The sequence below is a fragment of the Hydrogenophaga pseudoflava genome (assembly GCF_004353865.1).
GTDB classification, from domain to species: Bacteria; Pseudomonadota; Gammaproteobacteria; order Burkholderiales; family Burkholderiaceae_C; genus Hydrogenophaga; species Hydrogenophaga pseudoflava.
The window spans coordinates 1071200-1094065 of record NZ_CP037867.1 but is presented as its reverse complement, the minus strand read 5'-3'; the positions used below and the strand labels follow the sequence as shown (position 1 = coordinate 1094065).

The following is a 22866-nucleotide window of genomic DNA, read 5'->3' as shown; positions in this document are numbered from 1 at the left end:
CGCCGGCTGGTTGCAGTTGAATTGATCAGTAACAAATATTCGTCACGACTGCCCCACAAATTCGCGCACGGTCTGCACCAGCCGGGCCGACTGCTGCTGCAGGGAATCGGCCGCAGCCGCAGCCTGTTCCACGATCGCGGCGTTCTGCTGGGTGTTCTGGTCGAGCTCGCCGATGGCGTCGGTCACCGACCGGATGCGGCCGGACTGCTCCCGGGTCACCTGGCTGACCTCGGACAGCAGCTGGTCGACCTGCTGCACCGCGTCGCCGAGCTGGTTCAGCGAGGTCTCGGCCTGGCGGATCAGTGCCGCGCCGGAAGCCACCCGGTCCACCGAGTCGACGGTGAGCTGGCGGATGTCCTTGGCCGCGGTGGCGCTGCGCTGCGCCAGCGTGCGCACCTCGCCCGCCACCACCGCAAAACCGCGCCCCTGGTCGCCGGCCCGGGCCGCCTCGACGGCGGCGTTGAGGGCCAGGATGTTGGTCTGGAACGCGATCGAGTCGATCAGGCCGGTGATGTCGGCGATTCGGCGGCTGGACTCGTTGATCTTGTCCATGGCGTCGCGGGTCTCGCGCATCACGTTCTGGCCGTTGTGCGCCTGTGCCACCGCATCGCGCGCCAGCTGGGCCGCGTGATCGGACGACTCCGCGCTGTGGGCCACAGCCTCGGTGAGTTCGCGCATGGCGCTGGCGCTCTGCTGCAGGTGCGAAGCCTGCTGCTCGGTGCGGACCGAAAGATCGGCGTTGCCGGTGGCGATTTCCCTGGAGGCGTTGGCCACGCCGCCCGAGACGTCGCCGACCTCGCTGAAGGCGCTGCGCAGCTTGCTCGCAAATCCGTTGAAACCCTGGGCGATCACCGACAGCTCGTCGGTGCCCCGCACCGGCAGTTCGACGCGCAGATCGGTGCTGCCCGAGGCCAGTCCGTTCATGGTGCGACCGAGTTCCCGCAGCGGCCTCATCAGCGAACGCACCAGCAGCGTCATGAACACCGCGGCCAGCGCGCAGGCCACGGCCGCGGCGGCGACAGCGCCATAGAGTTGTTGCTGGGCGGCGGCCGCAGCCACCGACAGCGGATAGGACACCGCCACGCTCCAGGGCGCCGTGCCCTGCAGCACGGTCACCGGCGTGTACAGGTGCACCCAGCCCTGGCCGTCGTCCCACACATGGGGCTCGCCCTTGGCGATGTGGGCCAGCACCTCGGCCGGCAGGTCGTCGGCCCGCTTGCCCAGCCGCGCCTTGTCCTGCGACGCCAGATACAGGCCGCCATTGGAGAGCAGCGACAAGCGACCACCGGGCAGCGGTTCGAGCTTGCTCAGCCGTTCGGACAGGTCCGCCAGGGACATGTCGGCCCCGGTGGCAGCGACGAACTTGCCGTCCACCAGCACCGGCGTGACCATGGTGGCCAGCAGCACGTCCTTGCCGGCCAGGGGATAGACGTAGGGTTCGATCAGGGCGGGTTTGAGTGTCTTGCGGGGAATCGCGTACCAGTCGTTCTCGCCTTCTTTTTCGTAGTTCAGCAGCGCCTCCACCGTGATCTGACCGGTGCCCCGGTGCCAGTAGGCGATGTAGCGCCCGGTGTCGTCGTAGGTCGGCCCTTGCTTCACGTACTCGGCGTCCCGGCCATCCAGGGCATTGGGCTCCCAGATCGAGTAGGTGCCGATGAATTCTTTGCGCTGGACCAGCAGCTGGCGGGCCATGTCATCGAGCTGCTCGCGGCTCGGAGGGTGGCCGGCGGATTTCATACCCTCCATGCTCGCGGCCATGCCGAGCACGGCAGCGAAGCTGCGGCCAAGTTCGCCGCCGACCTGCGCCGCCGCCTGCTCGGCCACCACGCGGGCCTGTTCGCTAGCCGCCTGGCGGGCCCGGTCACTGGCCTGCAGACCCACGACCGCGCTGGTGGCACCCACACACAGCACACACAACAGCACGGCGGACAGGCTCAGCTTGGTGGTCAGGGACCAGGCACCCGGTCGAAACCGGGAAGACGGGGCAACAGGGGTCATGGCGGTGTTTTCCGAAAGGTGACGATGGGGCTATTGCCACTATCGGACACACCCGCCCATACTGAAACGCCGATCAGCGGCGCAAGAACCGCCCTGTTTGCGCCAGATCAAGCCGCAAGGCGCCGCACCAGCCAGGCGTTGAGGTCGGCGATCTCGTCCATACACACCTCGTGCCCCATGGAATAGGAATGCCAGTGCACCGGGTAGCCCAGGGCTGAGGCACTCACTGGACCAGCCTCCGTGCTGCGCACTGCGGGGCTGGGCACCTTGGGAACGGCCCGGCGACGCTCAGGCGCCCAGCCCCAGCAGCGCCCGGGCTTTTGCAAACGAGGCCGCCGGCTGCAGCACGTTGAAGTGCACCACCTGCATGCCGGCCCTCTGGCCGCCGTCGGCGTTGCGCTTCTGGTCGTCCACGAACACGCAGTCGTGCGCCGGCAGGCCCAGCGCCTCGGTCACCGCCGCGTAGGCGCGCGGGTCGGGCTTGAGGATGCCGGTGTAGGTCGCGTCCACGATCACATCGAACAGCTGCAGCAGCGACAGCCGGCGGCGGAAGCCGGCGCCGTAGAACAGGTCCAGCTCGTTGGACAGGACGGCCAGTTTTTTTCCCGCCGCCTTGGCGGCGCAGATGATAGACACCGCTTCGGGCCGGATCACCGCCTCAACATCGGCGCCGCGCGCGCGCTGCACGAAGGTTTCCATCTTGTCCCAGTCCTCGCCGAGCAGGCGACCGACCTCGCGGGTGCGCGCCATCCAGTAGTCGCGCTCGCTGAGTTTTTCCGCCTGCATGTCCTGCCAGAGCGGGTCGGTGGCGGGGTCGAACGGGCCTTTCCAGGTCAGCGTGCCGGGCTTCAGACCCAGGGCCTGCTCGGAGAGTTCGTGGGTTTCGAACAGCATGCGGCTGACGACGCCGCCGAAATCAAGAACCAGTGCCTGCGCGCTCATGCGGCCTTCCTTTCTTCGGTCACGTCCACCACGCCCGGCGGCACCAGACCGGCGGCCACCCAGCCGTCGAACACGCGCAGCGCGGCCTGGGCAAAGGCCTCGTCGTTGATGTGCGCGTCCACCGGCTGGAACACGGTCTGTGGTGAAACCACATGGCCCATTTCGTCGGTGAAGGCCTTCAGTCCCTCGGGGTCGTGCAGCGGTTCGCCCGGCCGGTCCCACTGCTCGACGCCGCCCATGGGCAGCAGCAGGCAGGTCGGGCCGGTGGCCTGCTCCAGCCGGTCGGCGATGGCGCGCGCCACGTGGCGGCGCATCTCGGGGTCGATGCAGACCGAGGCGATCAGGCGGTTGTGCTCGTGCACCGAGCGGCCGATGAAGGGCTCGGGGCAGCGCGTCCAGGCGGCGAAGTCGACCATGTCGGTCGCACCGGGCGCCACGATCTGCGGCACACCCGCGCGGCCTGCGCCCAGCAGGCGCTCGCTGCCGGCGCTCACGCAGCTGCCGGCCAGGTCGTTGACCAGCTCCTGCAGGCTGAAGTCCATCACCGCCGCGAAGTAGCCGCGCCGCGCCAGATCTTCGAACGCGCGCCCGCCCATGCCCGTGGTGTGGAAAACCGCCAGTTCGTAGCCGCGCACTTCCAGCGCCGGCTTGAACTTCTTCATATAAGAGAGAGCGCTGCTGCCCAGGGAGGTCATGCCGATGACGGGGCGCGGGTCGGCCTCGGCCGCGCGCGCCTGGCAGGCGCCCACCACCGCACCAGCGGCCTGGCCCAGCGCCGCCTTGCAGAGGCGGTTCAGCCCGTACAGGCCGCCGGCCCACAGCCGCATGATCAGGTCGGGCGGGATGCGGTCGGGCGGGATCAGCGGCGAGTAGGCGATGGTCGAGAGCACCACCTTCGGGCAACCCAGCGGCAGCGCGTTGGCCACGTCCAGCGCCAGGTCGGTGCCCATGGTGCCGCCCAGGGCCAGCAGGCCGTCGAAGCGGCCTTCGACGTACCACTGCGTCGCGATCAGCGAAGCGCCGGTGGCCATCAGCTTCATCGCGGTGTTCTCGTCGCCGGTGTCCATCACCTGCTGCAGCGTCACGCCGGCCGCGGCCGCCACCTCGCTGTTCAGGATGTCGGGCGTGAAGCCGCCACGGCCCAGCACGCCCACGTCCATCACCAAGGCGCTGCCGCCCAGGTGCTCGACCGACTCGCGCAGGAAGGCCATCTCGTCGCTCTTGGTGTCGACGGTGCCGATCAGCAGGATGACCGGCGCGCGGCCGGCCTTCGTCGGGCTCACAGCGAGGCCTCCACGGCGGCGAAGGACGCTTCCAGCACGTCGCACAGGTGGTTCACCTCGTCCAGCGAAATCACCAGCGGCGGCGAAAGGATCAGGTTGGGGCCGGAGATGCGCACCATCAGGCCGCGCTGGTAGGCCTCTTTCGCCACGCGGGCCGGGATGTCGCTGCTGCGAGGCATGGGCGTGCGCGTGGCCTTGTCGTCCACCATCTCGATGCCCAGCATCAGGCCGACGCCACGCACGTTGCCGACGAAGCTGCAGGTCTTCTCCAGCTGGCGCAGGCGCTCCTGCATCACCGCTCCGACGCGGCCGGCGTTGCCCGGCACGTCCAGCGCCTGGATCTGTGCCAGCGTGGCCAGCGCGGCGGCCGCGGCCACCGGGTGGGCGCTGTAGGTGTAGCCGTGGCCCACGGCGGCCTGGCCGCTCTTGTCGTCGTTGAACACCTGGGCCACCTTGGCCGAGATCGCGGTCGCGCCCAGCGGCACGTAGCCCGAGCTGATGCCCTTGGCCAGGCACCACAGGTCGGCGGTCACGCCCCACAGCCGCGTGCCGAACAGATGGCCGGTGCGGCCGAAGCCCGTGACCACCTCGTCGGCGATCAGCAGCACGCCGTGCTTGTCGCAGATCTTGCGCACCAGCGGCCAGTAGTTGGCCGGCGGCACGATCACGCCACCCGCGCCCTGCACCGGCTCTGCTATGAAAGCGGCCACGGTGTCCGGCCCCTGAAACACGATCTCGCGTTCCAGCAGCTCGGCGCAGATCTCGCCCAGTTCCAGCGGGTCGTTGGTGTAAGGGTTGCGGTAGAGCCAGGGCGTGTCGATGTGAAAGCACCCGGGCAGCAGCGGCTCGTAGGCGCGGCGGAAGTTGGTGTTGCCGTTGACGCTCATGCCGCCGAAGTGCACGCCGTGGTAGCCCTGGCGCAGGCTGATGAACTTGAAGCGATCCTTCTCGCCGCGCAGCTTGTGGTACTGGCGCGCCAGCTTGAGCGCGGTCTCGACCGCGTCGGAGCCGCCGCTGGAGAACATCACGCTGGCCACGCCGTCGGGCTCCATCATCTTCACCAGCTGGGCCGAGAGTTCGATGGCGCGCGGGTGGGAGGTGCCGCGGAAGGTGTTGTAGAAGGGCAGCTCGTCGAGCTGGGCCACGATGGCGTCGCGCACCGCGGTGGCGCTGTGGCCGAGGTTGCTGGCCCAGAGGCCACCCACGCCGTCCAGCAGCTTGTGGCCGTCGACGTCCCAGATCCAGCAGCCTTCGCCGCGCGCGACGATGTCGGGCTTGCTCTTCTTCATGGCCGCCGGGTGGGCCATCGGGTGCCACTGGAATTCGGCGTTGTCCTGCTTGAGTTGTTCGATGGTGCTCATGTGCTTGCTCCCGGGTTCAGAAAGGTGTGCCGATGGTCACGGTCTTGACCTCGGTGTAGTGGGTGATGCCCTCGGCGCCCTGCTCCTGGCCGAGGCCGCTTTCCTTGTGGCCGCCGAAGGGCAGCTCGGGTTGCGAGACGCCGAAGTGGTTGATGCCGACCATGCCGGCCTCGATGCCTTCGCCCAGGCGGTGGGCGGTGTGCAGGTCGCGCGTGAAGGCGTAGGCGCCCAGCGCATAGGGCAGCGCGTTGGCCTGTTCGATCGCGCCGTCCAGCGTGTCGTAGGGCTGGATCACCGCAATGGGGCCGAAGGGCTCCTGCTGCATCACGCGGCTGCTCAGCGGCGCTTCGGCGAACACGGTGGGTTCGAAGAAGAAGCCGGGCCGCGCCACGCGGTGGCCGCCGGTGAGCAGGCGCGCGCCCTGGCCGACGGCGTCGTCGACAAAGCGCTCCATGTCTTCGATGCGGCGCGCGTGGGCCAGCGGGCCCATCTGCGTGGCGGCGTCCAGGCCGGAACCGAGCTGCAGCTTCTGCGAGGCGGCGGCGAAGCGTTCGCCGAACGTCGCTAGCTGCGCGCGCGGCACATAGAACCGGATCGGCGAAGCGCAGACCTGGCCGGCGTTGCGGTACTTGGCGGTGACCGACTGCTTGAGCACGAAGCCCATGCCTGCGCCATCGGCCATGTCCTCGGCCACGATGACCGGCGCGTGGCCGCCCAGCTCGCCGGTGAAGCGCTTGACGTGGCGTGCGGCCTGCTCGCCCAGCAGCTTGCCGACAGCCACCGAGCCGGTGACCGAGACCTTGGCGATCTCGGGCCGCTCGATCAGGAACGACGAGACCTGTGCCGGGTCACCCCAGACCAGCTGGATCGCCTCGGCCGGCACGCCGGCATCGAGAAAGCAGCGCACCAGCAGCATGGCGCTGCCCGGCGTCTCTTCGGCCGGCTTGAGCACCACGCTGCAGCCCGCCGCCAGCGCGCTGCCGAGCTTGCGGCTGGGCAGGTTGACCGGGAAGTTCCAGGGTGTGAAGGCGGCCACCGGGCCGACCGGCACGCGCTGCACGGTGTGCGAGAGGATGCCGTCGACGCGCGGCGCCACGGTGCGGCCGTAGAGGCGTTTGCCCTCCTCGGCCTGGAAATCGATGATGTCCGCCGACAGCGTGACCTCGCGTTTCGCTTCGGCCAGCGGCTTGCCCTGTTCGAGTGTGAGCACGGTGGCGATCTCGCCGGCGCGCTCGCGCAGCAGCTCGGCGGCGCGGCGCAGGATCACATAGCGGTCGTGCGGGCGCACGCGGCGCCATTGTTCGAAGCCACGCTGCGCCGACTCGGCGGCTACGGCGAGCTCGGCCGGGCCGGCCAACGGCAGCGTGGCGAGCACGCTTTCATCGGCGGGGTTGATCACCGGGCGCTCGCCGCCCGAGGCCGCGGACAGCCACTGGCCGGCCACGTGCAGGGAGAGATGGGGGTAGGAAGAACTCATGCCGGACACTGTGCCGGCGCCCCCTCTTCACGCGTGATCGGAAATGCGCAAAACCGCCTTGCGGGTTTTCCCCTAGCGTCCCTTCCGAACCCGGGAAAGCGTCTCCGACGGCAGCTCGAAAAAGTGCTTCTTGTAATCCAGCGAAAACTGACCCAGGTGCCAGAAGCCCCAGCGCGCCGCCACGTCCTGCACTGTCGCCCCCGGTGCCGCCTCGCGCAACCCGCGCCGCACCCCGTTGAGCCGCAAGGCCCGCAGGTACTGCGTCGGCGACGTCCCCAGCACATCCTGGAAACAGTAGTTCAGCTTGCGCCGGCTCGCCCCCACCCGGCTGCACACATCCAGGATCGACGGCGGCTCATCCGGGTTCGCCATCATCAGCTCGCAGGCCTTGTCCACCATGCGCTTGCGCCGCGCCAGCGAATCCAGGTCGGAGGTGTCCACGCTCGGCGGCAGCGCCTCGATCCACTCGATCAGGATGTCGTCGCGCAGCTGGTTCAGCGCCGACGGATCGGTGAAATGCTGCGCCAGCGCCAGCGACTCCTTCAGCGCCTGCTGGTGCTTGCGGCGCAGCGCGGCGGCGCTCTCGGGCGTGGGCAGCAGCTCCATCTGCCGCTCCAGCCAGCTGGCCAGCGGCTTCTGGTACATGTGCTCCCACAACGGGTTGAGCAGGCTGCGCTCCACGGTCAGTGCGATCAGGTGGTGCTGCGCCGGCGTGACGAAATCGATCTCGCGCCCGCTGCCGCAGAGGATGGCGTCCGGGTGGACCTTGCGGCCGTCGAAGTACACATCCCCCGTGGGCGCCACCGACATCGCAAACCCGTAGACCTGCTCGCCCAGCCGCCCGCGCTGGCGCAGCGCCAGGCTGGTCTTTTCTTCGGTGAGGCGCACGCCGACCAGCTGCACCAGGGACAGCTCGCCACGAAAGCGCCCGCTGGAGAGCTGCTCGTAGTGCAGCGACCAGTCGCCCTGCGCCGCGGCGTGGGCGTCGATGTCGAAGGTCAGCAGGGACTGGGCCCAGCCGGGCGCTGGCGCATCTTCGGGGGCCTCGGCAGTGGGGTCGCTCATGGCGCGCAGCGTAGCAGCCGCAAGGCCGATTGGGAGAAACCCGGACCACATCGTGCGCAGTTTTGATAACCCGTTCGGTGACCCGTCCCTAGCATCCCGTCCACCCTGGCTCCAAGCGCCAGCGGCACGGATATCCAGATACAACGACGAGGAACAGCCATGAACACCGCTTCCACTTCACTCTCATCGTCCGGGCCCGCCCCGGGCGCCGAACAGTCCCTGCGATCCGGCCGCCTGGGGGTGATCGGCATCGTCTTCTTCGTGGTCGCCGCCGCCTCGCCGCTGGTGGGCATGACCGGCGCGCTGCCCGCCGCCATCCTGCTGGGCAACGGCGCCGCGGCGCCCGGCGCCTACCTGCTGGCTGGACTGACCCTGCTGCTGTTCAGCGTGGGCTACGCCGCCATGAGCCACCAGGTCACCAACTCCGGCGCGTTCTTCGCCTACATCGGTCGCGGCATGGGCCTGCACCTGGGCGTGGGTTCGGCCTTCGTCTCCCTGCTGGCCTACCTGGCCATCCACCTGTCCATCTTCGGCTTCTTCGGCGGGCTGATGGCCGAGCAGGTCGGCGCCCTGCCCTGGTGGGGCTGGTCGCTGCTGGCCTGGGCCGCGGTGACCTGGCTGTCGCTGCGCAGCGTCGACGTGGGCGCACACGTGCTGGGCCTGCTGCTGGGGCTGGAACTGCTGGTGCTGGTGATCACCACGGTGGCCATACTCGTCCAGGGCGGCCCCGAAGGCTGGAACTTCGCCGCCTCGTTCAGCCCGTCCAACATCCTGGCCGGCGGTCTGGCCGGCTCGGCGGGCATCGCACTGGCGTTTGCCTTCGCGTCCTTCGTCGGCTTCGAGGCCACCGCCATCTACGGCGAAGAGTCGATCAACCCCAAGCGCACGGTGCCGCTGGCCACCTATGTGGCCGTGCTGTTCATCACTGTGCTGTTCGCCAGCACCACCTTCGCCGTGGTGACGGGCCTGGGTTCGGGCCAGGTGATGGACCGGGTGGTCGAGCTGTCTTCGGTCGACGGCGCGCCCCTGGTCAACCCCGCCAACGTGCTGTTCACGCTGGCGAGCCAGTACGTCGGCGACTGGCTGGCGGCCATGATGAAGAGCCTGGTGCTCTCCAGCCTGTTCGCCGCCATGCTGGCGTTCCAGAACTCCGCCGCCCGCTACCTGTTCGCCCTGGGCCGCGGCGGCACGCTGCCGGCCGCGCTGGCCAACGTGAACAGCCGCGGCGCGCCCTCGGCGGGCTCGGTCACCGTGTCGGTGATCACGCTGGCCGTGATCGTGCTCTTCGCCCTGGCCGGCCTGGACCCCATCCTCAACATGTTCTTCTGGTTCTCCGGTCTGGCGGTGGTCTCCATCCTGCTGATCGAAATCCTGGTGTGCTTCGCGGTGATCGCCTGGTTCCGCCGCGTGCCCGGTGACTCGAACATCTTCCAGTCGCTGATCGCGCCGGTGCTGGCCACCATCGGTCTGTCGGTGGGCCTGTACCTGCTGATGGCGCGTTTTGGCCTGCTGACCGGGGCCGTGGCCGAGGGCCTGGACCCGACCACGACCTCCTGGGCCATGAACGGTCTGGGCTGGTTCATGGCGCTGCTGCCCTTCGGCGTGCTCGTGGCGGGCTACTTCTTTGCCATGGCCCGGCACAAGGAGAACAAGGAACTGATCCAGGACGTGATTTCCTGACAGGCACAGCGGATGCACGAACCAACACCCGGCATGAACGACACCGAACTCATGGAGAAGCGGCGGGCCCTGCTGGGGCCCAACGTCTCCACCTTCTACCAGCGACCGGTCCACATCGTCCGGGGAGAGGACGTGTGGCTGTGGGACGCGGACGGCCGCCGCTACCTGGACTGCTACAACAACGTGCCCCACGTCGGCCACTGCAACCCGCGGGTGGTGGAAGCGATCTGTGCGCAGAGCCGCCAGCTCAACGTGCACAGCCGCTACCTGCACGAGAACCTGGTGGCCTATGCGGAGAAGCTGACCGCCACCTTCGGCGGTGACCTCTCCAACGCCCTGCTCACCTGCACCGGCTCCGAGGCCAACGACATCGCGCTGCGCATGGCCGAGGCCATGACCGGCAAGCGCGGTGTCATCGCCACCGACGCCACCTACCACGGCAACACCAGCCTGGTCAGCCAGCTCTCCACCAGCAACCCGCCGGCCCACGGCTTCGGGCTGGGCCAGTACGTGCGCCATGTCGAGGCGCCCGACAGCCTGCGCATCGATGACCCCCAGGGGCTGAGGTTTGCTGCCAAGGTGCAGGAACAGATCGACGAGCTGGAGCGCTCGGGCATCGGCTTCGCGGCGCTGATCGTGTGCCCGCTGTTCCTTAACGAGGGCTTCCCGACCCAGGCGCCCGGCTGGCTGAGGCCGACCGAGCAGGTGGTGCGCGCGGCCGGCGGCTTCCTGATCTGCGACGAGGTGCAGTCGGGCTTCGCGCGCAGCGGCAGCCACTTCTGGGCCCACCAGAAGCAGGGCGTGACGCCCGATGTGGTGACCATGGGCAAGCCCATGGGCAACGGCTACCCGGTGGCGGGTCTGGTCACGCGGCCGGAGGTGATGGCGCGCTTCCGCGGCTCCTACCGCTACTTCAACACATTCGGTGGCAACCCCGTGGCCTGCGCCGCGGCGATGGCGGTGCTGGAAGAGATCGGTCAGCGCCAGCTGCAGGCCAACGCCGCGAAGATCGGCGCGCTGGCCGCTCAGGCGCTGAGCGGGCTGGCGGCGAAGTACCCGGCGATCGGCGATGTGCGCCAGAGCGGCATGGTGTTCGGTGTCGAGTTCGTGAAGGACCGGGACACCCTCGCGCCCGCGTCGGAGCTGGCCGACCAGGTGGTCAATGCCCTGCGCGAGCGCGGCGTGCTGCTGTCCAAGCTGGGTCGCCACAAGAACACCCTAAAGATCCGGCCGCCGATGACCTTTTCGGAGGAGCACCTGGGGCTGCTCATGCAGACGCTGGACGAGGTGCTGGCCGGGCTGGCGCCATGACGGACCTCGCCCGGCGGGCGGCCACCGCCTGGGGCCTCGGTCACGCGCGCCTGCGGTTTGTGGCGGGCCGGGAGAACCAGGTCTACCGGCTCACCGTCGCATCGGCCGGGCACTACGCCCTGCGCATCAAGCGGCCGGGCTACCGCAGCAGCGCCGAACTCGAATCCGAACTGCAGTGGATGGCGGCACTGGCCCAGGCCGGCCTGCTGGTGCCCCGGCCCGTGCCGTCGCTGCGCGGCCGGCTGCTCGAAGAAGTGGGCGGCCACCAGGTGGACCTGCTCACCTGGCTGCCCGGCCAGACCCTGGGCGCGGCGCTGCAGGAAGACCCGGCCCCCGACCTCGACCACCTGTTCCATGCGCTCGGGCAACAGATGGCGCGGCTGCACAACGCCTCGGACGCCTGGGCCCCACCGGCGGGTTTCACGCGCGTGCGCTGGGACGCCGAGGGCCTGCTGGGCGAGGCGCCGGTCTGGGGTCGCTTCTGGGAACACCCCGCCCTGTCCGACGACGACCGGCGCCTGTTCGGGCACTTCCGCTGTGCGGCGCAGCGCGAGCTGCAGCGCCTGCAGGACCGGCTCGACTTCGGTCTGATCCACGCCGACCTGGTGCGCGAGAACGTGCTGCTGCACGGCGAGCGCATCGGCCTGCTGGACTTCGACGATGGCGGCTGGGGCTACCGCGCCTTCGACCTGGCGACCACCCTGCTCAAGTTCATCGGGTGGCCCAACTACGCGGTGCTGCGGGACGCCCTGCTGCGGGGCTACCAGGACCTGCGGCCCCTGGACCTGGGCACGCTCGACCTTTTCCTGGCCCTGCGGGCCACCACCTATGTCGGCTGGGTCGTTCCCCGTCTGGGCGAAGACGGTGCACAGGAGCGCAGCCAGCGCTACGTGGCCACGGCCCGCGAGATCTGCCAGCGCTGCCTCCCGCAACTGCAGGCGGCTTGATCCAGCTCAGGGCTGCGTGCAAAACTGGAGCGCAGGCTCTAGAAAACACGCGGGAAAGCCCGCTGCCGTCGGCCGGCCAGGCCCCGGTAGAGTCCGGCATTCACCTGGAGACACGCATGAGCAAGATATCGCCCGACTACCTCGCCCTTCAACGCCTGTACCACTGGGAGAAGACCGCCCCGACGCGGGTGGCCCTGACCCAGCCCATGGGCGCCGGTGCGGTGCAGGACTTCACCTGGGCCCAGGTGGCCGACCACAGCCGGCGCATGGCCGCGCACCTGAAGGCCCAGGGCTGGGCGCCCGGCAGCAAGGTCGCCATCCTGTCCAAGAACTGCGCCTGGTGGATGATGAGCGACCTGGCGATCTGGATGGCTGGCTATGTCTCGGTGCCGCTGTACCCCACGCTGGCGCCCGACACCATCACCCAGATCCTGACCCACAGCGAGTCCAAGGCGCTGTTCGTCGGCAAGCTCGACGGCTGGGAACACATGAAGCCCGGCGTGCCCGCCGGCCTGCCCTGCATGAGCTACCCGCTCTCGCCCGACGACGCGAAGCAGGCCTACGAAGGCTGGGATGCCATCGTGGCGCGCACCGCGCCGATGAAGGAGTCGCCCGTCCGCGGAGAGGACGAGCTGGCCACGCTGATCTACACCTCGGGCACCACCGGCCTGCCCAAGGGCGTGATGCACTCCTTCGGCAATTTCGCCTGGGCGCTGGACCGCGGCCTGCAGCGGATTCCACTGACCCAGGACGACCGCATGCTGTCCTACCTGCCGCTGGCGCACGTGGTCGAGCGCATGCTGGTCGAGCACGGCTGGCTGCGCACCGCCATGCACGTGTATTTCGCCGAGTCGCTGGACACTTTCACCGCCGACCTGCAGCGCTCGCGCCCCACGGTGTTCTTCTCGGTGCCGCGGCTGTGGGTCAAGTTCCAGCAGGGCATCCACCACAAGATGCCGCCGGCCAAGCTGAACCGGCTGCTGGGCATTCCCCTCATCGGTGGTCTGGTGCGCAAGAAGATCCGCAAGGCCCTGGGCCTGGACCAATGCCGCTTCGCCGCGGGCGGCGCGGCGCCCATGCCGCTGGCCCTGCTGGAGTGGTACGGCCAGCTCGGCATTGCCATCAACGAGGGCTACGGCATGACCGAGAACCTGGCGCTCTCGCACATCACCGAAGCCGGAAAGAACCAGCGCGGCACCGTCGGCCCGACCTACCCCGACGTGCAGCAGCGCATCGACCCCGAGACCGGCGAGATCCAGATGAAGAGCCAGGCGCTGATGCAGGGCTACTACAAGGAGCCGGAGAAGACGGCCGAGGTGTTCACCCCCGACGGCTGGCTCAAGACCGGCGACAAGGGCAGCATCGACGCGCAGGGCCTGCTGCACATCACCGGCCGCGTGAAGGACCTGTTCAAGACCGGCAAGGGCAAGTACGTGGCACCGGCGCCGATCGAGGACAAGCTGGTGATGCACGAGGCCATCGAGGCCTGCGTGGTCACCGGCGCCAACCTGGGCCAGCCGCTGGGCATCGCCATGCTCAATGCCGATGCCGTGGCCCAGTCGGCCAGCGCCGAAGGTCGCGCCGCGCTGGAAAGCTCGCTGAGCGCCCACATCAAGTCGATCAACGCCACGCTGGACCCGCACGAGCGGCTGCAGTGCCTGGTGGTGACCACCACCGCCTGGACGGTGGACAACGACGTGATCACGCCGACCTTCAAGGTCAAGCGCAACCGCATCGAAGACCTGTACGCGAAACACTACGAGGCCTGGGAAAACTCCGGCAAGACCGTGCTCTGGCAGTCCTGAGGTAAAAAAAGCGGGATCGGCAGGGAATAAACCGGTGGGCCACGGTGTTTACCGTTTGCCAACCGGTTTTTTTCATTCCCCTTCCAGGAGTTCACCATGTCCCGATTCCCCATCCTTCGCACGGCCGCCGCCCTGACGCTGGGCACCGCCGCACTGATCGGCTGTGCCAGCACCACCAGCAGCACCAGCGCGCCCGGCGGCGTCATGGCGCGCGACGGCATGCTCACCGGCCCCAACGGCATGACGCTCTACACCTTCGACAAGGATGTGGCCGGCAGCGGCAAGAGCACCTGCAACGGCCCCTGCGCCACCAACTGGCCCCCGCTGATGGCCGGCGCTGCCAACGCTTCGGGCGACTACAGCGTCATCACCCGCGACGACGGCGGCCGGCAGATCGCCTACAAGGGCAAACCGCTCTACTACTGGATCAAGGACACCAAGCCCGGCGACAAGACCGGCGACGGCTTCAACAAGGTCTGGCGCGTGGCCACCCCCTGATCCCCCTTGGGCCCCGAAGACACCCTGCCCCACATCCCCCGCCTGCGCCGATACGCGCGGCTGCTCACGGGGGACGCCAGCCGCGCCGACGATCTGGTGCAGGACACGCTGGAACGCGCCTGCCACAAGTGGCCGCTCTGGAAGCCGCGGCCCGACGGCAGCGGCCTGCGCGCCTGGCTGCTGTCGCTGATGCACAACCTGCACCTCAACCAGGTCCGCGACCAGGTGCACGAGCGCGACACGGTCGAACTGGAGGAGCGCCACGAACCCAGCCACGACCCCTTGGCACGGGTGCCCGAGCGGCTGGACCTGGAGCACGCGCTGGCCGAGTTGAGCCCGGTGTTGCGCGAAACCGTGTTGCTGGTCTGTGTGGAAGAGCTGTCCTACACCGAGGCCGCCCAGGTCCTGGGTGTGCCCGTGGGCACGGTGATGTCGCGCCTCTCCCGGGGCCGCGAACAGCTGCGCCGGCTCACCAGCGGAGAGCCTCCGACCGCGGTCACGCCCCGGCTGAAAATCGTTGCCTGAATCATGAACGCCGACCCCATCCCGCCCGTGACCGACGCCGAGCTGCATGCCTGGGTCGACGGCCAGCTGCCGGCCGACCGCTCCGACGCGGTGTCGGCCTGGCTGCAGGACCACCCCGAGGACGCGCGGCGCGTCCAGGACTGGCAGGCCCAGCGCACCGCGCTGCAAGGCCTGCAGCGCAGCGTGCTCGACGAGCCGGTGCCGCTCGCGCTGGCCCGGGCCACCCGCCCGGCGCGCCGCGCCGTCTGGCCGCAGGCGCTCGCCGCCAGCGTGCTGCTGGCGCTGGGCTTCGCTGGTGGCTGGTGGGGCCGCAGTGCCGGCGATCCGGCCGCCCGCCTGGCCGGCGCGACTCCGGGCTTCGTGCAGGAGGCGCGCGTGGCCCACGCGGTCTACACGCCCGAGAAGCGCCATCCGGTCGAGGTCGGCGTGGCCGAGCAGGCGCACCTGATCCAGTGGCTGTCCCGGCGGTTGGGCACGCCGCTCACCGCCCCGCAACTGCAGGAGCAGGGCTTCGCGCTGATCGGCGGGCGCCTGCTGCCCGGACAGAACAGCGAGGCGCGCGCCCTGTTCATGTACGAATCGGCGGCCGGCGAACGCGTGACCCTGCACGTCTCGGTGCTGGGCGACCAGGCCGGCCAGGACACCGCGTTCCAGTTCACACGGGTGGGCGAGACCGAGACCTTCTACTGGGTCGACCGCCGCATGGGCTATGCCCTCAGCGGCAACCTGGCGCGCGAACGGCTGGCGGTGCTGGCTGATGCGGCCTACCGGCAGTTGCCGCGCTGACCAGGGGTCCGGTGCGCTGGGTGATCGCTCAGGCCAGCGCCTGCGCGTGGTGGCGCAGGTGGTCGTCGATGAAGCTGCTGATGAAGTAGTAGCCGTGGTCGTAGCCGGCGTGGCGGCGCAGCGTGAGCGGCTGGCCCGCCTGGGCGCAGGCGGCCTCGAAAGCTTCAGGGTAGAGCTGCTCGGTCAGGAATTTGTCGGCCAGGCCCTGGTCGATCAGGATGCCCCCGGGATATGGCGCCGTCTGCTGCGCCGCCATCAGCAGACCGGCGTCGTGCGTGGCCCAGGTCGACTCGTCCTGCCCCAGGTAACCCAGAAACGCCTTGTGGCCCCAGGGGCACTTCGTCGGCGCACAGATGGGCGCAAAGGCCGAGAGGCTGCGGAACACGCCGGGATGGCGCAGCGCGAGCGTGAGCGCGCCGTGGCCACCCATGGAGTGGCCCGTGATGCCGAGGCGGTCGCCGTCGAGGCCGAATTCGGCCACCACGCCGGGGATCAGGTCCTGCAGCAGGTAGCTCTCCATCTGCCAGTGGCCGGCCCAGGGGTGTTCGGTGGCGTCCAGGTAGAAGCCGGCGCCCACGCCGAAGTCCCAGTGGTGGTCCTCGCCGTCGATGCCGCTGTTGCGCGGGCTGGTGTCGGGGAACAGCAGGGCCAGTCCCAGCTGCGCGGCCATGCGCTGCGCGCCGGCCTTCATGGTCGCGGTTTCTTCGGTGCAGGTGAGACCGGCCAGGTAGGTCAGCAGCGGCACTTTCTGCCCGGCCAGCGCCTGCGGCGGCAGGAACAGCGCAAAGCGCATCGGCAGGCCGATCTGGTTGACCGAGAAGTGTTTGTAGAAGCGCTGCACGCCGCCGAAGCAGCCGTGTTCGCTGAGCAGTTCAAGTCGTTCGAGGGCCATGGTGTTGTTCGTGATGAAAAGAGTCAGCGGCGGATCAGTTCAAGAACTGCGTCGGCAAACGCGCGCGGCGCTTCCTGCGGCAGGTTGTGGCCGATGCCGGGCAGCACGCGGTGCTGGCGCAGGCCGGTGAAACGGTGGGCGTTGGCGGCGGCGGGCTCCCAGGGGCGCACGCCGTCGGCCGTGCCGTCGAAGCTGATGGTGGGCACGGTGATGGGTGGCTGGGCGGCGATGCGGCGCTCCACCGCGGCCACCGCCGGATCGCCCGGCACCAGGCCAAAGCGGTGGCGGTAGGAGTGGATGACCACGTCCACAAAGTCGGGGTGGTCGAAGGCGGCGGCGCTGCGCTCGAAGGTGGCGTCGTCGAACGCCCAGGTCGGCGACCAGAGTGCCCACAGCCGGCGGCACAGCGCGCGCCGGTCCTGCGTCAGCGCCGCGCGGCCGCGCTCGCTGTGGAACAGGTATTGGTACCAGAGGCGCTGCTCGTTCTCGGGCGTGTCCGGCACCATCGCGCGGGCGATGTGCTGCAGGTTGTAGCTGTTGACCGTGACCAGACCGGTGCAGCGTTCGGGCCACAGCGCCGCGACCACGCAGGCAGCGCGGCCGCCCCAGTCGTAGCCGGCCAGCACGGCGCGTTCGATGGACAGCGCGTCGAGCAAAGCCCGCAGGTCATCGCCCAGCACCGCCTGCTCGCCCGAGCGCGGCGTGGCCGCGTCGAGAAAGTGCGTGCCGCCGTAGCCGCGCAGGTAGGGCACGACCACGCGGCAGCCGGCGGCGGCCAGCATCGGTGCAACGTCGACATACGAATGAATGTCGTACGGGAAGCCGTGCATCAACAGCACGGCCGGGCCGTCGGCCGGCCCGGTCATGTGGCAGGCCACCTCCAGCACGCCAGCGCGCACGCGGGTGTCGGCGTTCAGCAGCGGCAGCGCCATGGCGGGCTCAGAACTCGACGACGGAACGGATGGACTCGCCGCGCTTCATCAGCGCAAAGCCTTCGTTGATGTCTTCGAGCTTGAGCTTGTGGGTGATCAGGCTGTCGATGTCGATCTTGCCTTCCATGTACCAGTCGACGATCCTGGGCACGTCGGTGCGGCCACGCGCGCCGCCGAAGGCCGAGCCTTCCCACTTGCGGCCGGTGACCAGCTGGAACGGCCTGGTGCTGATCTCGGCGCCAGCCTCGGCCACGCCGATGATGATGCTGCGGCCCCAGCCCTTGTGCGTGCACTCCAGTGCCTGGCGCATCACCTTGGTGTTGCCGATGCACTCGAACGAGTAGTCGGCGCCGCCGTCGGTCAGCTGCACGATGGCATCGACGATGTTCTCGTGGTCCTTGGGGTTGAGGAAGTGCGTCATGCCGAACTGGCGGGCCATGGCCTCGCGCTCGGGGTTGAGGTCGATGCCGATGATCTTGTCGGCACCCACCATCCTTGCGCCCTGGATCACGTTCAGGCCGATGCCACCCAGGCCGAACACCACCACGTTGGCGCCCGCCTCCACCTTGGCGGTGAACAGCACCGCGCCGATGCCGGTGGTGACGCCGCAGCCGATGTAGCAGACCTTGTCAAACGGCGCGTCCTCGCGGATCTTGGCCAGCGCGATCTCGGGCACCACGGTGTGGTTGGCGAAGGTGCTGGTGCCCATGTAGTGCAGGATGGGCTTTCCGTCGATGGAGAAGCGGCTGGTGGCATCGGGCATCAGGCCCTTGCCCTGCGTGCCACGGATGAGCTGGCAGAGGTTGGTCTTGCGGCTCAGGCAGAACTTGCACTGGCGGCATTCGGGCGTGTAGAGCGGGATGACGTGGTCGCCCTTCTTGAGCGAGGTCACGCCGGGGCCAACGTCCACCACGATGCCCGCGCCTTCGTGGCCCAGGATGGCGGGGAACAGACCCTCGGGGTCGGCGCCCGAGAGCGTGTAGTAGTCGGTGTGGCAGATGCCGGTGGCCTTGATCTCGACCAGCACCTCGCCGAACTTCGGCCCCTGCAGATCGACGGTTTCGATGGTCAGGGGTTCGCCGGCTTTCCAGGCCACCGCAGCGCGTGTTTTCATGGGGTCTCCCGTTGGTTGGAAAACCCTGAGGGTAGCGCAGGACGCTTCAGTTCACCGGTGCGCCGGCCTTGAACCACTGCGCGAACAAGGCCCGTTCGTCCTCGGTCAGGCCGGTGGCGTTGTTCATCGGCATGAGCTTCTGCACCACCACCTGCTGGTAGACCATCTGGGCGTTCTTCTTGAGCTCGTCCGCCGAGTCCAGGCGCACGCCCTTGCTCTGCAAGGCTTCGCCGTGGCACATCACGCAGCGCTGCGCCACCACCGGCTGCAGTTGGGCATAGCCCACAGTGGCCGGCGCCGCTGCCGCCGGCGCGGCGGGCGCGGGCCGCAGCCAGACGATCAGGCCCAGCAGCACCACCACGCCCACGGCCGCGTATTTCCAGGGGTGCGGGTTGCGGCCGAGCTTGTAGCCGTGGCGCATGACGAAGAACTGGCGGATGGCCGCGCCCGCGAACATGATGGCGATCAGGATCAGCCAGTTCTGCGGGTGGGCGTAGGTGAAGCTGTAGTGGTTGCTGAGCATGGCGAACAGCACCGGCAGCGTGAAGTAGGTGTTGTGCACGCTGCGCTGCTTGCCGCGGATGCCGTGGATCGGGTCCACCGGCCGGCCGGCCTTCATGTCGGCCACCATGGTGCGCTGGCCGGGGATGATCCAGAAGAACACGTTGGCGCTCATGGCCGTGGCCAGCATCGCGCCCATGAGCAGGAAGGCGGCGCGGCCGGCGAACATCTGCGTGGCCGCATAAGCCGCGATGCAGACCAGCACCAGCACCAGCGCGCCCACCTTGGCGTCGCCGTTCTTCGTCTGGCCCAGGGTGCGGCAGATGATGTCGTACGCGAACCAGAACACCACCAGAAAGGCCAGTGCCGCGGCAATCGCGCCCGCAGGCGACCATTCCATGACCCGAGGGTCGATCAGGTAGACGCTGGGGCTCCAGAGGTAGGAGATGAGGAACAGCGCAAAGCCCGAGAGCCAGGTGGAATAGCTTTCCCAGTAGAACCAGTGCAGGTGGTCGGGCAGTTTGGGCGGCGCGGCCTTGAACTTGACCGGGTGGTAGAACCCGCCGCCGTGCAGCGCCCAGAGCTCGCCGCCGACGCCGTCCTTCTTGAGCTGTTCGTCCTCGGGCGGTGTGAGGCTGCTGTCGAGAAAGACGAAGTAGAAGGAAGACCCGATCCAGGCGATGGCGACGATGACGTGCAACCAGCGCAGCAGCAGATTGGCCCAGTCGAGCAGATAGGTTTCCATGGCACCTCAACACGTGGACGGTGACACCGTCAGGGTTTGCGACTCACCACCGCGGGCGCTCTGAGCCGACTGAGGGCCGCGTAAATGAGCGCCCGGGCTGAGGCCCAGGCACCCGCTCCGCTGCGACCGGATGAACAAAGTGTATACACTTTTTGGAGACAGTTGGTTCCGTACTTACCCTGAGCGGACAAGCAACAACTGAGCCACCACCGAGGCAGCGATCACCGCCGGCTCCTTGCCGCCAATGCCGGGCAGTCCGATCGGGCAGGTGATGCCCCCGAGTTCATCTTCCGTGAAACCCCGCTCCAGAAGCCGGCGCCGGAAGGTGGCCCATTTGGTCCTGCTGCCGATCAGGCCCACAAACGGCAGGTCGCCCGACGCCCGGCGCCGCTGCAGGCAGGCCGCCACGATGTCCAGATCCTCGGCGTGGGAGAAGCTCATGATCAGCACCCGCGCGCCAGGCGGCAGATCGCGGACCGCGTCCTGCACCGGCTCGGAATGTTCGGCGCACACCGTCGATGGCAGGCGGTCCGGGAACACGCCGTCGCGGCTGTCGATCCAGTGCACCGCGAACGGCAGCGGCGCCAGCGCCCGCACGATGGCCTGCCCGACGTGGCCGCCGCCGAACAGGGCGACCGGCGTGAGCACCGGTGCCAGCCGCTGCCGCAGGGCGCCCGCCTCGGCCAGCGTGACCGGCTCGAAGCGCAGCTCCACCACCCCGCCGCAGCACTGCCCGAGGCTGGGACCGAGCGCCACCCGGTGTGTCCAGGGCATCGACGCGCCGGCTGCCAGCGCGTCCCGGGCCTGCTTCAGCGCGTCCCATTCCAGGTGGCCGCCACCGATGGTGCCGATCTGCCCGTCGGGCCAGACGGCCATCCAGGTGCCGGCCTCCCGCGGCACCGAGCCCTGGGTGTGCGACACCGACACCAGCACCGCCGGTGCCCGCGCCAGGCGTTCAAACAGGGGGGCAAGATCGGGGTGCTGTGTGGCGTGCATGCCAAAAATCCGTCCATATACGCCGATGCGGCGACCGCCTGGCAGTATCCACCGGGTTCTTGCTTGGGCAAGTGGGCAAAGAGCCATAAACTGCATCCTCCCAGCCCTATGGCGCCCTGCCTGGCGGCGACTTCGCCGATCACGAAGACACCGAGAGACAACCATGCACGCTCCAACTGCCCGTTTCATTGCCGCCCACCGACTGGCCTCCCTGGCCGTGGTCGCCCTGCTCGCCGCCTGCGCCTCGCCGGTGCCCACGCCGCCGCCCGCCGAGCCCGCGCTGGAGACCACGGCCCCGCCGTCCGAAGCGCCGGTGGCCATCGAACCGCCGCCCACCTACGTGTCGCACGCGGCCACTCCGCGCGACTACCGCCGCGATGGCGCACAACACATCTACGGCAAGAACGCCCACCGCATCTTCAAGGGCAAGATGCCGCCGCTGCTGCAGGGCGTGGGCACCATGCAGCTGGAGCTGGACCACCGCGGCCGGATCGTCACCATGAACTGGATGCGACCGCCCAGCCATCCGGGCGCCAAGGCCGAGATCGAGCGCGCCATCCAGGAAGCCGCGCCCTACCCCGCGCCAGTGCTCATGGGCCGTGTCTATTACGTCGACACCTGGCTCTGGGACAAGAGCGGGCAGTTCCAGCTCGACACGCTGACCGAAGGGCAGCGAAACAAGTAGCCCCCTGCGCGCCTGACGGCGCTTCCCCCCTGCTGCGCGGGGGGACGGCCCCTGTGGCCGGGCAAAGCCCGCTCCACGGGGCCACTGGATGGGGAGCACGCACTCCGACAACGTCATCGGGGCGCGCTGACTTTTTCGAGGATGCGGTGGAACCGGCTTTGCCGGGCCACTCGCATCGCCCCCTGGGGGGTGACGCCGAAGGCGGCGCGGGGGGATCGTTTCTAGCTGCCTCTGTACGTGCTGTAGCTCCAGGGGCTGACCAGCAGCGGCACGTGGTAGTGCTGGTCGGTATGGGCGACGCCGAAGTCCAGCGCCACGCGGTTCAGGAAATTGGGCTCGGGCAGCGCCACCCCCCTGGCCGCGAAATAACCCTTCACATCGAACACCAGCCGGTAGGTGCCGACCTTCAGGCTGGCGTTGTCGTACAGCAGCCCGTCCGGGTTGCGGCCGTCGTGGTTCAGCGTGAAGCGCCTGACCAGCGTGGCCTGCTCGCCCTCGGTGGTGTAGAGCTCGACGGCCATGCCTGCCGCGGGGCAGCCGTGCATCGTGTCCAGAACGTGGGTGCTCAGGCCCATGGTGAAGTCCTCGTGAAGTTCGGTCGACCAAAAGTGTATACACTTTTTGTTTTTCTGGATATGATGACTTCATGGAAACGTCCAGCACCAGCCAGATCGTCGAGTCGCTGACCCGGGCCATCGTCGAGCACCGCCTGCACCCGGGCACCAAGCTCGCCGAGCAGAAACTGGCCGACCACTTCGGGGTGTCGCGCACCCTGGTCCGCCAGGCCCTGTTCCAGCTGTCCCAGAACCGCCTGATCCGGCTCGAACCCGCGCGCGGCGCCTTTGTGGCCGCCCCCTCGGTGGAGGAGGCCAAGCAGGTGTTCGCGGTGCGGCGCATGCTGGAAGTCGAGATGACACGCGCGTTCGCGCGTCAGGTCAGCCCCGCCAAGCTCAAAGCCCTGCGCGAGCACGTGGCCCAGGAGAAACAGGCCGTGAACAACCAGGACGTGCCCGGCCGCACCGAGCTGCTGGGCGACTTTCACGTGCGCATGGCCGAACTCATGGGAAACGAGGTGCTGGCCGAGCTGCTGCGCGACCTGATCTCGCGCTGCGCCCTGATCACGCTGATGTACCAGAGCACCGCCGCCGCCGAGCACTCCAACGAAGAGCACGCCGACATCGTCAAGGCGCTCGCCGCCAGGGACGAAGAACTGGCCGTGCGCCTGATGAACGAACACCTGCTGCATGTGGAGGAGGGCCTGACCTTCGACCGCAAGCTGCCCACCAACGACCTGTCCCTGGCCCTTTCTTCCTGAGCACCCGC

The 22866-nt window shown here is 68.8% G+C and carries 21 protein-coding genes; 9 read left to right on the top strand and 12 right to left on the bottom strand.

The features are described 5' to 3' along the window. Nucleotides 1-42: 42 nt before the first annotated feature. The 6 genes from HPF_RS05405 to HPF_RS05380 all read right to left on the bottom strand — a co-directional run bounded on the left by HPF_RS05405 (nucleotide 43) and on the right by HPF_RS05380 (nucleotide 8126). On the bottom strand, nucleotides 43-1998 hold the full coding sequence (locus HPF_RS05405) for a methyl-accepting chemotaxis protein (RefSeq protein WP_133155970.1): 1956 nt from the start codon (nucleotides 1996-1998) through the stop codon (nucleotides 43-45). 288 nt (nucleotides 1999-2286) lie between these two features. Beyond that, nucleotides 2287-2940 (bottom strand): HAD family hydrolase, encoded by a 654-nt coding sequence (locus tag HPF_RS05400; RefSeq protein ID WP_133155969.1) that lies wholly within the window; start codon nucleotides 2938-2940, stop codon nucleotides 2287-2289. Continuing rightward, entirely contained in the window at nucleotides 2937-4223 is a 1287-nt protein-coding gene (locus HPF_RS05395; RefSeq protein ID WP_133155968.1) for a Tm-1-like ATP-binding domain-containing protein, read from the bottom strand. Before HPF_RS05395 ends, HPF_RS05400 begins: the two co-directional genes overlap by 4 nt. After that, nucleotides 4220-5584 carry an aminotransferase class III-fold pyridoxal phosphate-dependent enzyme gene (locus tag HPF_RS05390; protein WP_133155967.1) on the bottom strand — a complete coding sequence of 455 codons (1365 nt, stop codon included), beginning with the start codon at nucleotides 5582-5584 and terminating at the stop codon, nucleotides 4220-4222. Before HPF_RS05390 ends, HPF_RS05395 begins: the two co-directional genes overlap by 4 nt. A gap of 16 nt (nucleotides 5585-5600) precedes the next feature. Further along, the gene (locus tag HPF_RS05385; protein ID WP_133155966.1) at nucleotides 5601-7061 is read right to left on the bottom strand and encodes an NAD-dependent succinate-semialdehyde dehydrogenase; all 1461 of its coding nucleotides are present in this window, start codon (nucleotides 7059-7061) and stop codon (nucleotides 5601-5603) included. 72 nt (nucleotides 7062-7133) lie between these two features. Then, nucleotides 7134-8126, bottom strand: coding sequence for a helix-turn-helix domain-containing protein (locus HPF_RS05380; RefSeq protein WP_165961652.1), 993 nt, complete (start codon nucleotides 8124-8126; stop codon nucleotides 7134-7136). A 159-nt stretch (nucleotides 8127-8285) separates the two neighbouring features. Here HPF_RS05380 and HPF_RS23765 point away from each other — a divergent pair, with 159 nt between their 5' ends. The 7 genes from HPF_RS23765 (at nucleotide 8286) to HPF_RS05350 (ending at nucleotide 15678) form a co-directional block, all read left to right on the top strand. Then, on the top strand, nucleotides 8286-9806 hold the full coding sequence (locus HPF_RS23765; protein WP_207959309.1) for an APC family permease: 1521 nt from the start codon (nucleotides 8286-8288) through the stop codon (nucleotides 9804-9806). A gap of 33 nt (nucleotides 9807-9839) precedes the next feature. After that, nucleotides 9840-11117 (top strand): aspartate aminotransferase family protein, encoded by a 1278-nt coding sequence (locus HPF_RS23760; protein WP_207959307.1) that lies wholly within the window; start codon nucleotides 9840-9842, stop codon nucleotides 11115-11117. After that, entirely contained in the window at nucleotides 11114-12064 is a 951-nt protein-coding gene (locus tag HPF_RS05370) for a homoserine kinase (protein WP_133155964.1), read from the top strand. Before HPF_RS23760 ends, HPF_RS05370 begins: the two co-directional genes overlap by 4 nt. 116 nt (nucleotides 12065-12180) lie before the next feature. After that, on the top strand, nucleotides 12181-13869 hold the full coding sequence (locus HPF_RS05365) for an AMP-binding protein (protein ID WP_133155963.1): 1689 nt from the start codon (nucleotides 12181-12183) through the stop codon (nucleotides 13867-13869). A gap of 96 nt (nucleotides 13870-13965) precedes the next feature. Beyond that, nucleotides 13966-14367 carry a COG4315 family predicted lipoprotein gene (locus tag HPF_RS05360; protein WP_133155962.1) on the top strand — a complete coding sequence of 134 codons (402 nt, stop codon included), beginning with the start codon at nucleotides 13966-13968 and terminating at the stop codon, nucleotides 14365-14367. A 6-nt stretch (nucleotides 14368-14373) separates the two neighbouring features. Next, the gene (locus tag HPF_RS05355; RefSeq protein ID WP_066156126.1) at nucleotides 14374-14892 is read left to right on the top strand and encodes an RNA polymerase sigma factor; all 519 of its coding nucleotides are present in this window, start codon (nucleotides 14374-14376) and stop codon (nucleotides 14890-14892) included. Between the two features lie 3 nt (nucleotides 14893-14895). Continuing rightward, nucleotides 14896-15678, top strand: coding sequence for an anti-sigma factor family protein (locus HPF_RS05350; protein WP_079364601.1), 783 nt, complete (start codon nucleotides 14896-14898; stop codon nucleotides 15676-15678). Between the two features lie 28 nt (nucleotides 15679-15706). Here the strand turns inward: HPF_RS05350 and fghA are convergent, their stop codons facing one another. The 5 genes from fghA to xdhC form a co-directional block, all read right to left on the bottom strand. Continuing rightward, nucleotides 15707-16570 (bottom strand): S-formylglutathione hydrolase, encoded by an 864-nt coding sequence (gene fghA, locus HPF_RS05345; protein WP_066156118.1) that lies wholly within the window; start codon nucleotides 16568-16570, stop codon nucleotides 15707-15709. Between the two features lie 23 nt (nucleotides 16571-16593). Continuing rightward, complete coding sequence (locus tag HPF_RS05340) at nucleotides 16594-17502, bottom strand: alpha/beta fold hydrolase (protein ID WP_133155961.1); 909 nt, start codon at nucleotides 17500-17502, stop codon at nucleotides 16594-16596. Nucleotides 17503-17509: 7 nt separating this feature from the next. Beyond that, nucleotides 17510-18616: an S-(hydroxymethyl)glutathione dehydrogenase/class III alcohol dehydrogenase gene (locus tag HPF_RS05335; protein ID WP_066156111.1), complete on the bottom strand. Its 1107-nt coding sequence runs from the start codon at nucleotides 18614-18616 to the stop codon at nucleotides 17510-17512. A gap of 46 nt (nucleotides 18617-18662) precedes the next feature. Next, a complete protein-coding gene (locus HPF_RS05330) occupies nucleotides 18663-19862 on the bottom strand; it encodes a urate hydroxylase PuuD (RefSeq protein WP_133155960.1) in 1200 nt (399 codons plus the stop codon). A 174-nt stretch (nucleotides 19863-20036) separates the two neighbouring features. Further along, nucleotides 20037-20858 carry a xanthine dehydrogenase accessory protein XdhC gene (gene xdhC, locus HPF_RS05325; protein ID WP_133155959.1) on the bottom strand — a complete coding sequence of 274 codons (822 nt, stop codon included), beginning with the start codon at nucleotides 20856-20858 and terminating at the stop codon, nucleotides 20037-20039. Between the two features lie 163 nt (nucleotides 20859-21021). Between xdhC and HPF_RS05320 the strand changes: the two genes are divergently transcribed. Further along, nucleotides 21022-21543, top strand: coding sequence for a hypothetical protein (locus HPF_RS05320; protein WP_133155958.1), 522 nt, complete (start codon nucleotides 21022-21024; stop codon nucleotides 21541-21543). A 221-nt stretch (nucleotides 21544-21764) separates the two neighbouring features. Here HPF_RS05320 and uraH read toward each other — a convergent pair whose 3' ends face one another. Then, entirely contained in the window at nucleotides 21765-22118 is a 354-nt protein-coding gene (gene uraH, locus HPF_RS05315; protein WP_133155957.1) for a hydroxyisourate hydrolase, read from the bottom strand. Nucleotides 22119-22189: 71 nt separating this feature from the next. On the opposite strand from uraH, the gene HPF_RS05310 reads away from it, so the two are divergent. Next, nucleotides 22190-22858, top strand: a complete 669-nt coding sequence (locus tag HPF_RS05310; protein WP_066256612.1) for a GntR family transcriptional regulator — start codon at nucleotides 22190-22192, stop codon at nucleotides 22856-22858. The last annotated feature ends 8 nt before the right edge of the window (nucleotides 22859-22866 follow it).

What these genes read in the sequence shown, in the direction of transcription:
- HPF_RS05320 (WP_133155958.1), top strand. Translation starts at nt 21,022, where the DNA reads ATGCACGCTCCAACTGCCCGTTTCATTGCCGCCCACCGACTGGCCTCC.
- HPF_RS05370 (WP_133155964.1), top strand. Translation starts at nt 11,114, where the DNA reads ATGACGGACCTCGCCCGGCGGGCGGCCACCGCCTGGGGCCTCGGTCAC.
- HPF_RS23765 (WP_207959309.1), top strand. Translation starts at nt 8,286, where the DNA reads ATGAACACCGCTTCCACTTCACTCTCATCGTCCGGGCCCGCCCCGGGC.
- HPF_RS05340 (WP_133155961.1), bottom strand. Translation starts at nt 17,502, where the DNA reads ATGGCGCTGCCGCTGCTGAACGCCGACACCCGCGTGCGCGCTGGCGTG.
- uraH (WP_133155957.1), bottom strand. Translation starts at nt 22,118, where the DNA reads ATGGGCCTGAGCACCCACGTTCTGGACACGATGCACGGCTGCCCCGCG.
- HPF_RS05405 (WP_133155970.1), bottom strand. Translation starts at nt 1,998, where the DNA reads ATGACCCCTGTTGCCCCGTCTTCCCGGTTTCGACCGGGTGCCTGGTCC.
- HPF_RS05310 (WP_066256612.1), top strand. Translation starts at nt 22,190, where the DNA reads ATGGAAACGTCCAGCACCAGCCAGATCGTCGAGTCGCTGACCCGGGCC.
- xdhC (WP_133155959.1), bottom strand. Translation starts at nt 20,858, where the DNA reads ATGCACGCCACACAGCACCCCGATCTTGCCCCCCTGTTTGAACGCCTG.
- HPF_RS05350 (WP_079364601.1), top strand. Translation starts at nt 14,896, where the DNA reads ATGAACGCCGACCCCATCCCGCCCGTGACCGACGCCGAGCTGCATGCC.
- HPF_RS05335 (WP_066156111.1), bottom strand. Translation starts at nt 18,616, where the DNA reads ATGAAAACACGCGCTGCGGTGGCCTGGAAAGCCGGCGAACCCCTGACC.
- fghA (WP_066156118.1), bottom strand. Translation starts at nt 16,570, where the DNA reads ATGGCCCTCGAACGACTTGAACTGCTCAGCGAACACGGCTGCTTCGGC.
- HPF_RS05385 (WP_133155966.1), bottom strand. Translation starts at nt 7,061, where the DNA reads ATGAGTTCTTCCTACCCCCATCTCTCCCTGCACGTGGCCGGCCAGTGG.
- HPF_RS05400 (WP_133155969.1), bottom strand. Translation starts at nt 2,940, where the DNA reads ATGAGCGCGCAGGCACTGGTTCTTGATTTCGGCGGCGTCGTCAGCCGC.
- HPF_RS05365 (WP_133155963.1), top strand. Translation starts at nt 12,181, where the DNA reads ATGAGCAAGATATCGCCCGACTACCTCGCCCTTCAACGCCTGTACCAC.
- HPF_RS05380 (WP_165961652.1), bottom strand. Translation starts at nt 8,126, where the DNA reads ATGAGCGACCCCACTGCCGAGGCCCCCGAAGATGCGCCAGCGCCCGGC.
- HPF_RS05330 (WP_133155960.1), bottom strand. Translation starts at nt 19,862, where the DNA reads ATGGAAACCTATCTGCTCGACTGGGCCAATCTGCTGCTGCGCTGGTTG.
- HPF_RS23760 (WP_207959307.1), top strand. Translation starts at nt 9,840, where the DNA reads ATGAACGACACCGAACTCATGGAGAAGCGGCGGGCCCTGCTGGGGCCC.
- HPF_RS05360 (WP_133155962.1), top strand. Translation starts at nt 13,966, where the DNA reads ATGTCCCGATTCCCCATCCTTCGCACGGCCGCCGCCCTGACGCTGGGC.
- HPF_RS05390 (WP_133155967.1), bottom strand. Translation starts at nt 5,584, where the DNA reads ATGAGCACCATCGAACAACTCAAGCAGGACAACGCCGAATTCCAGTGG.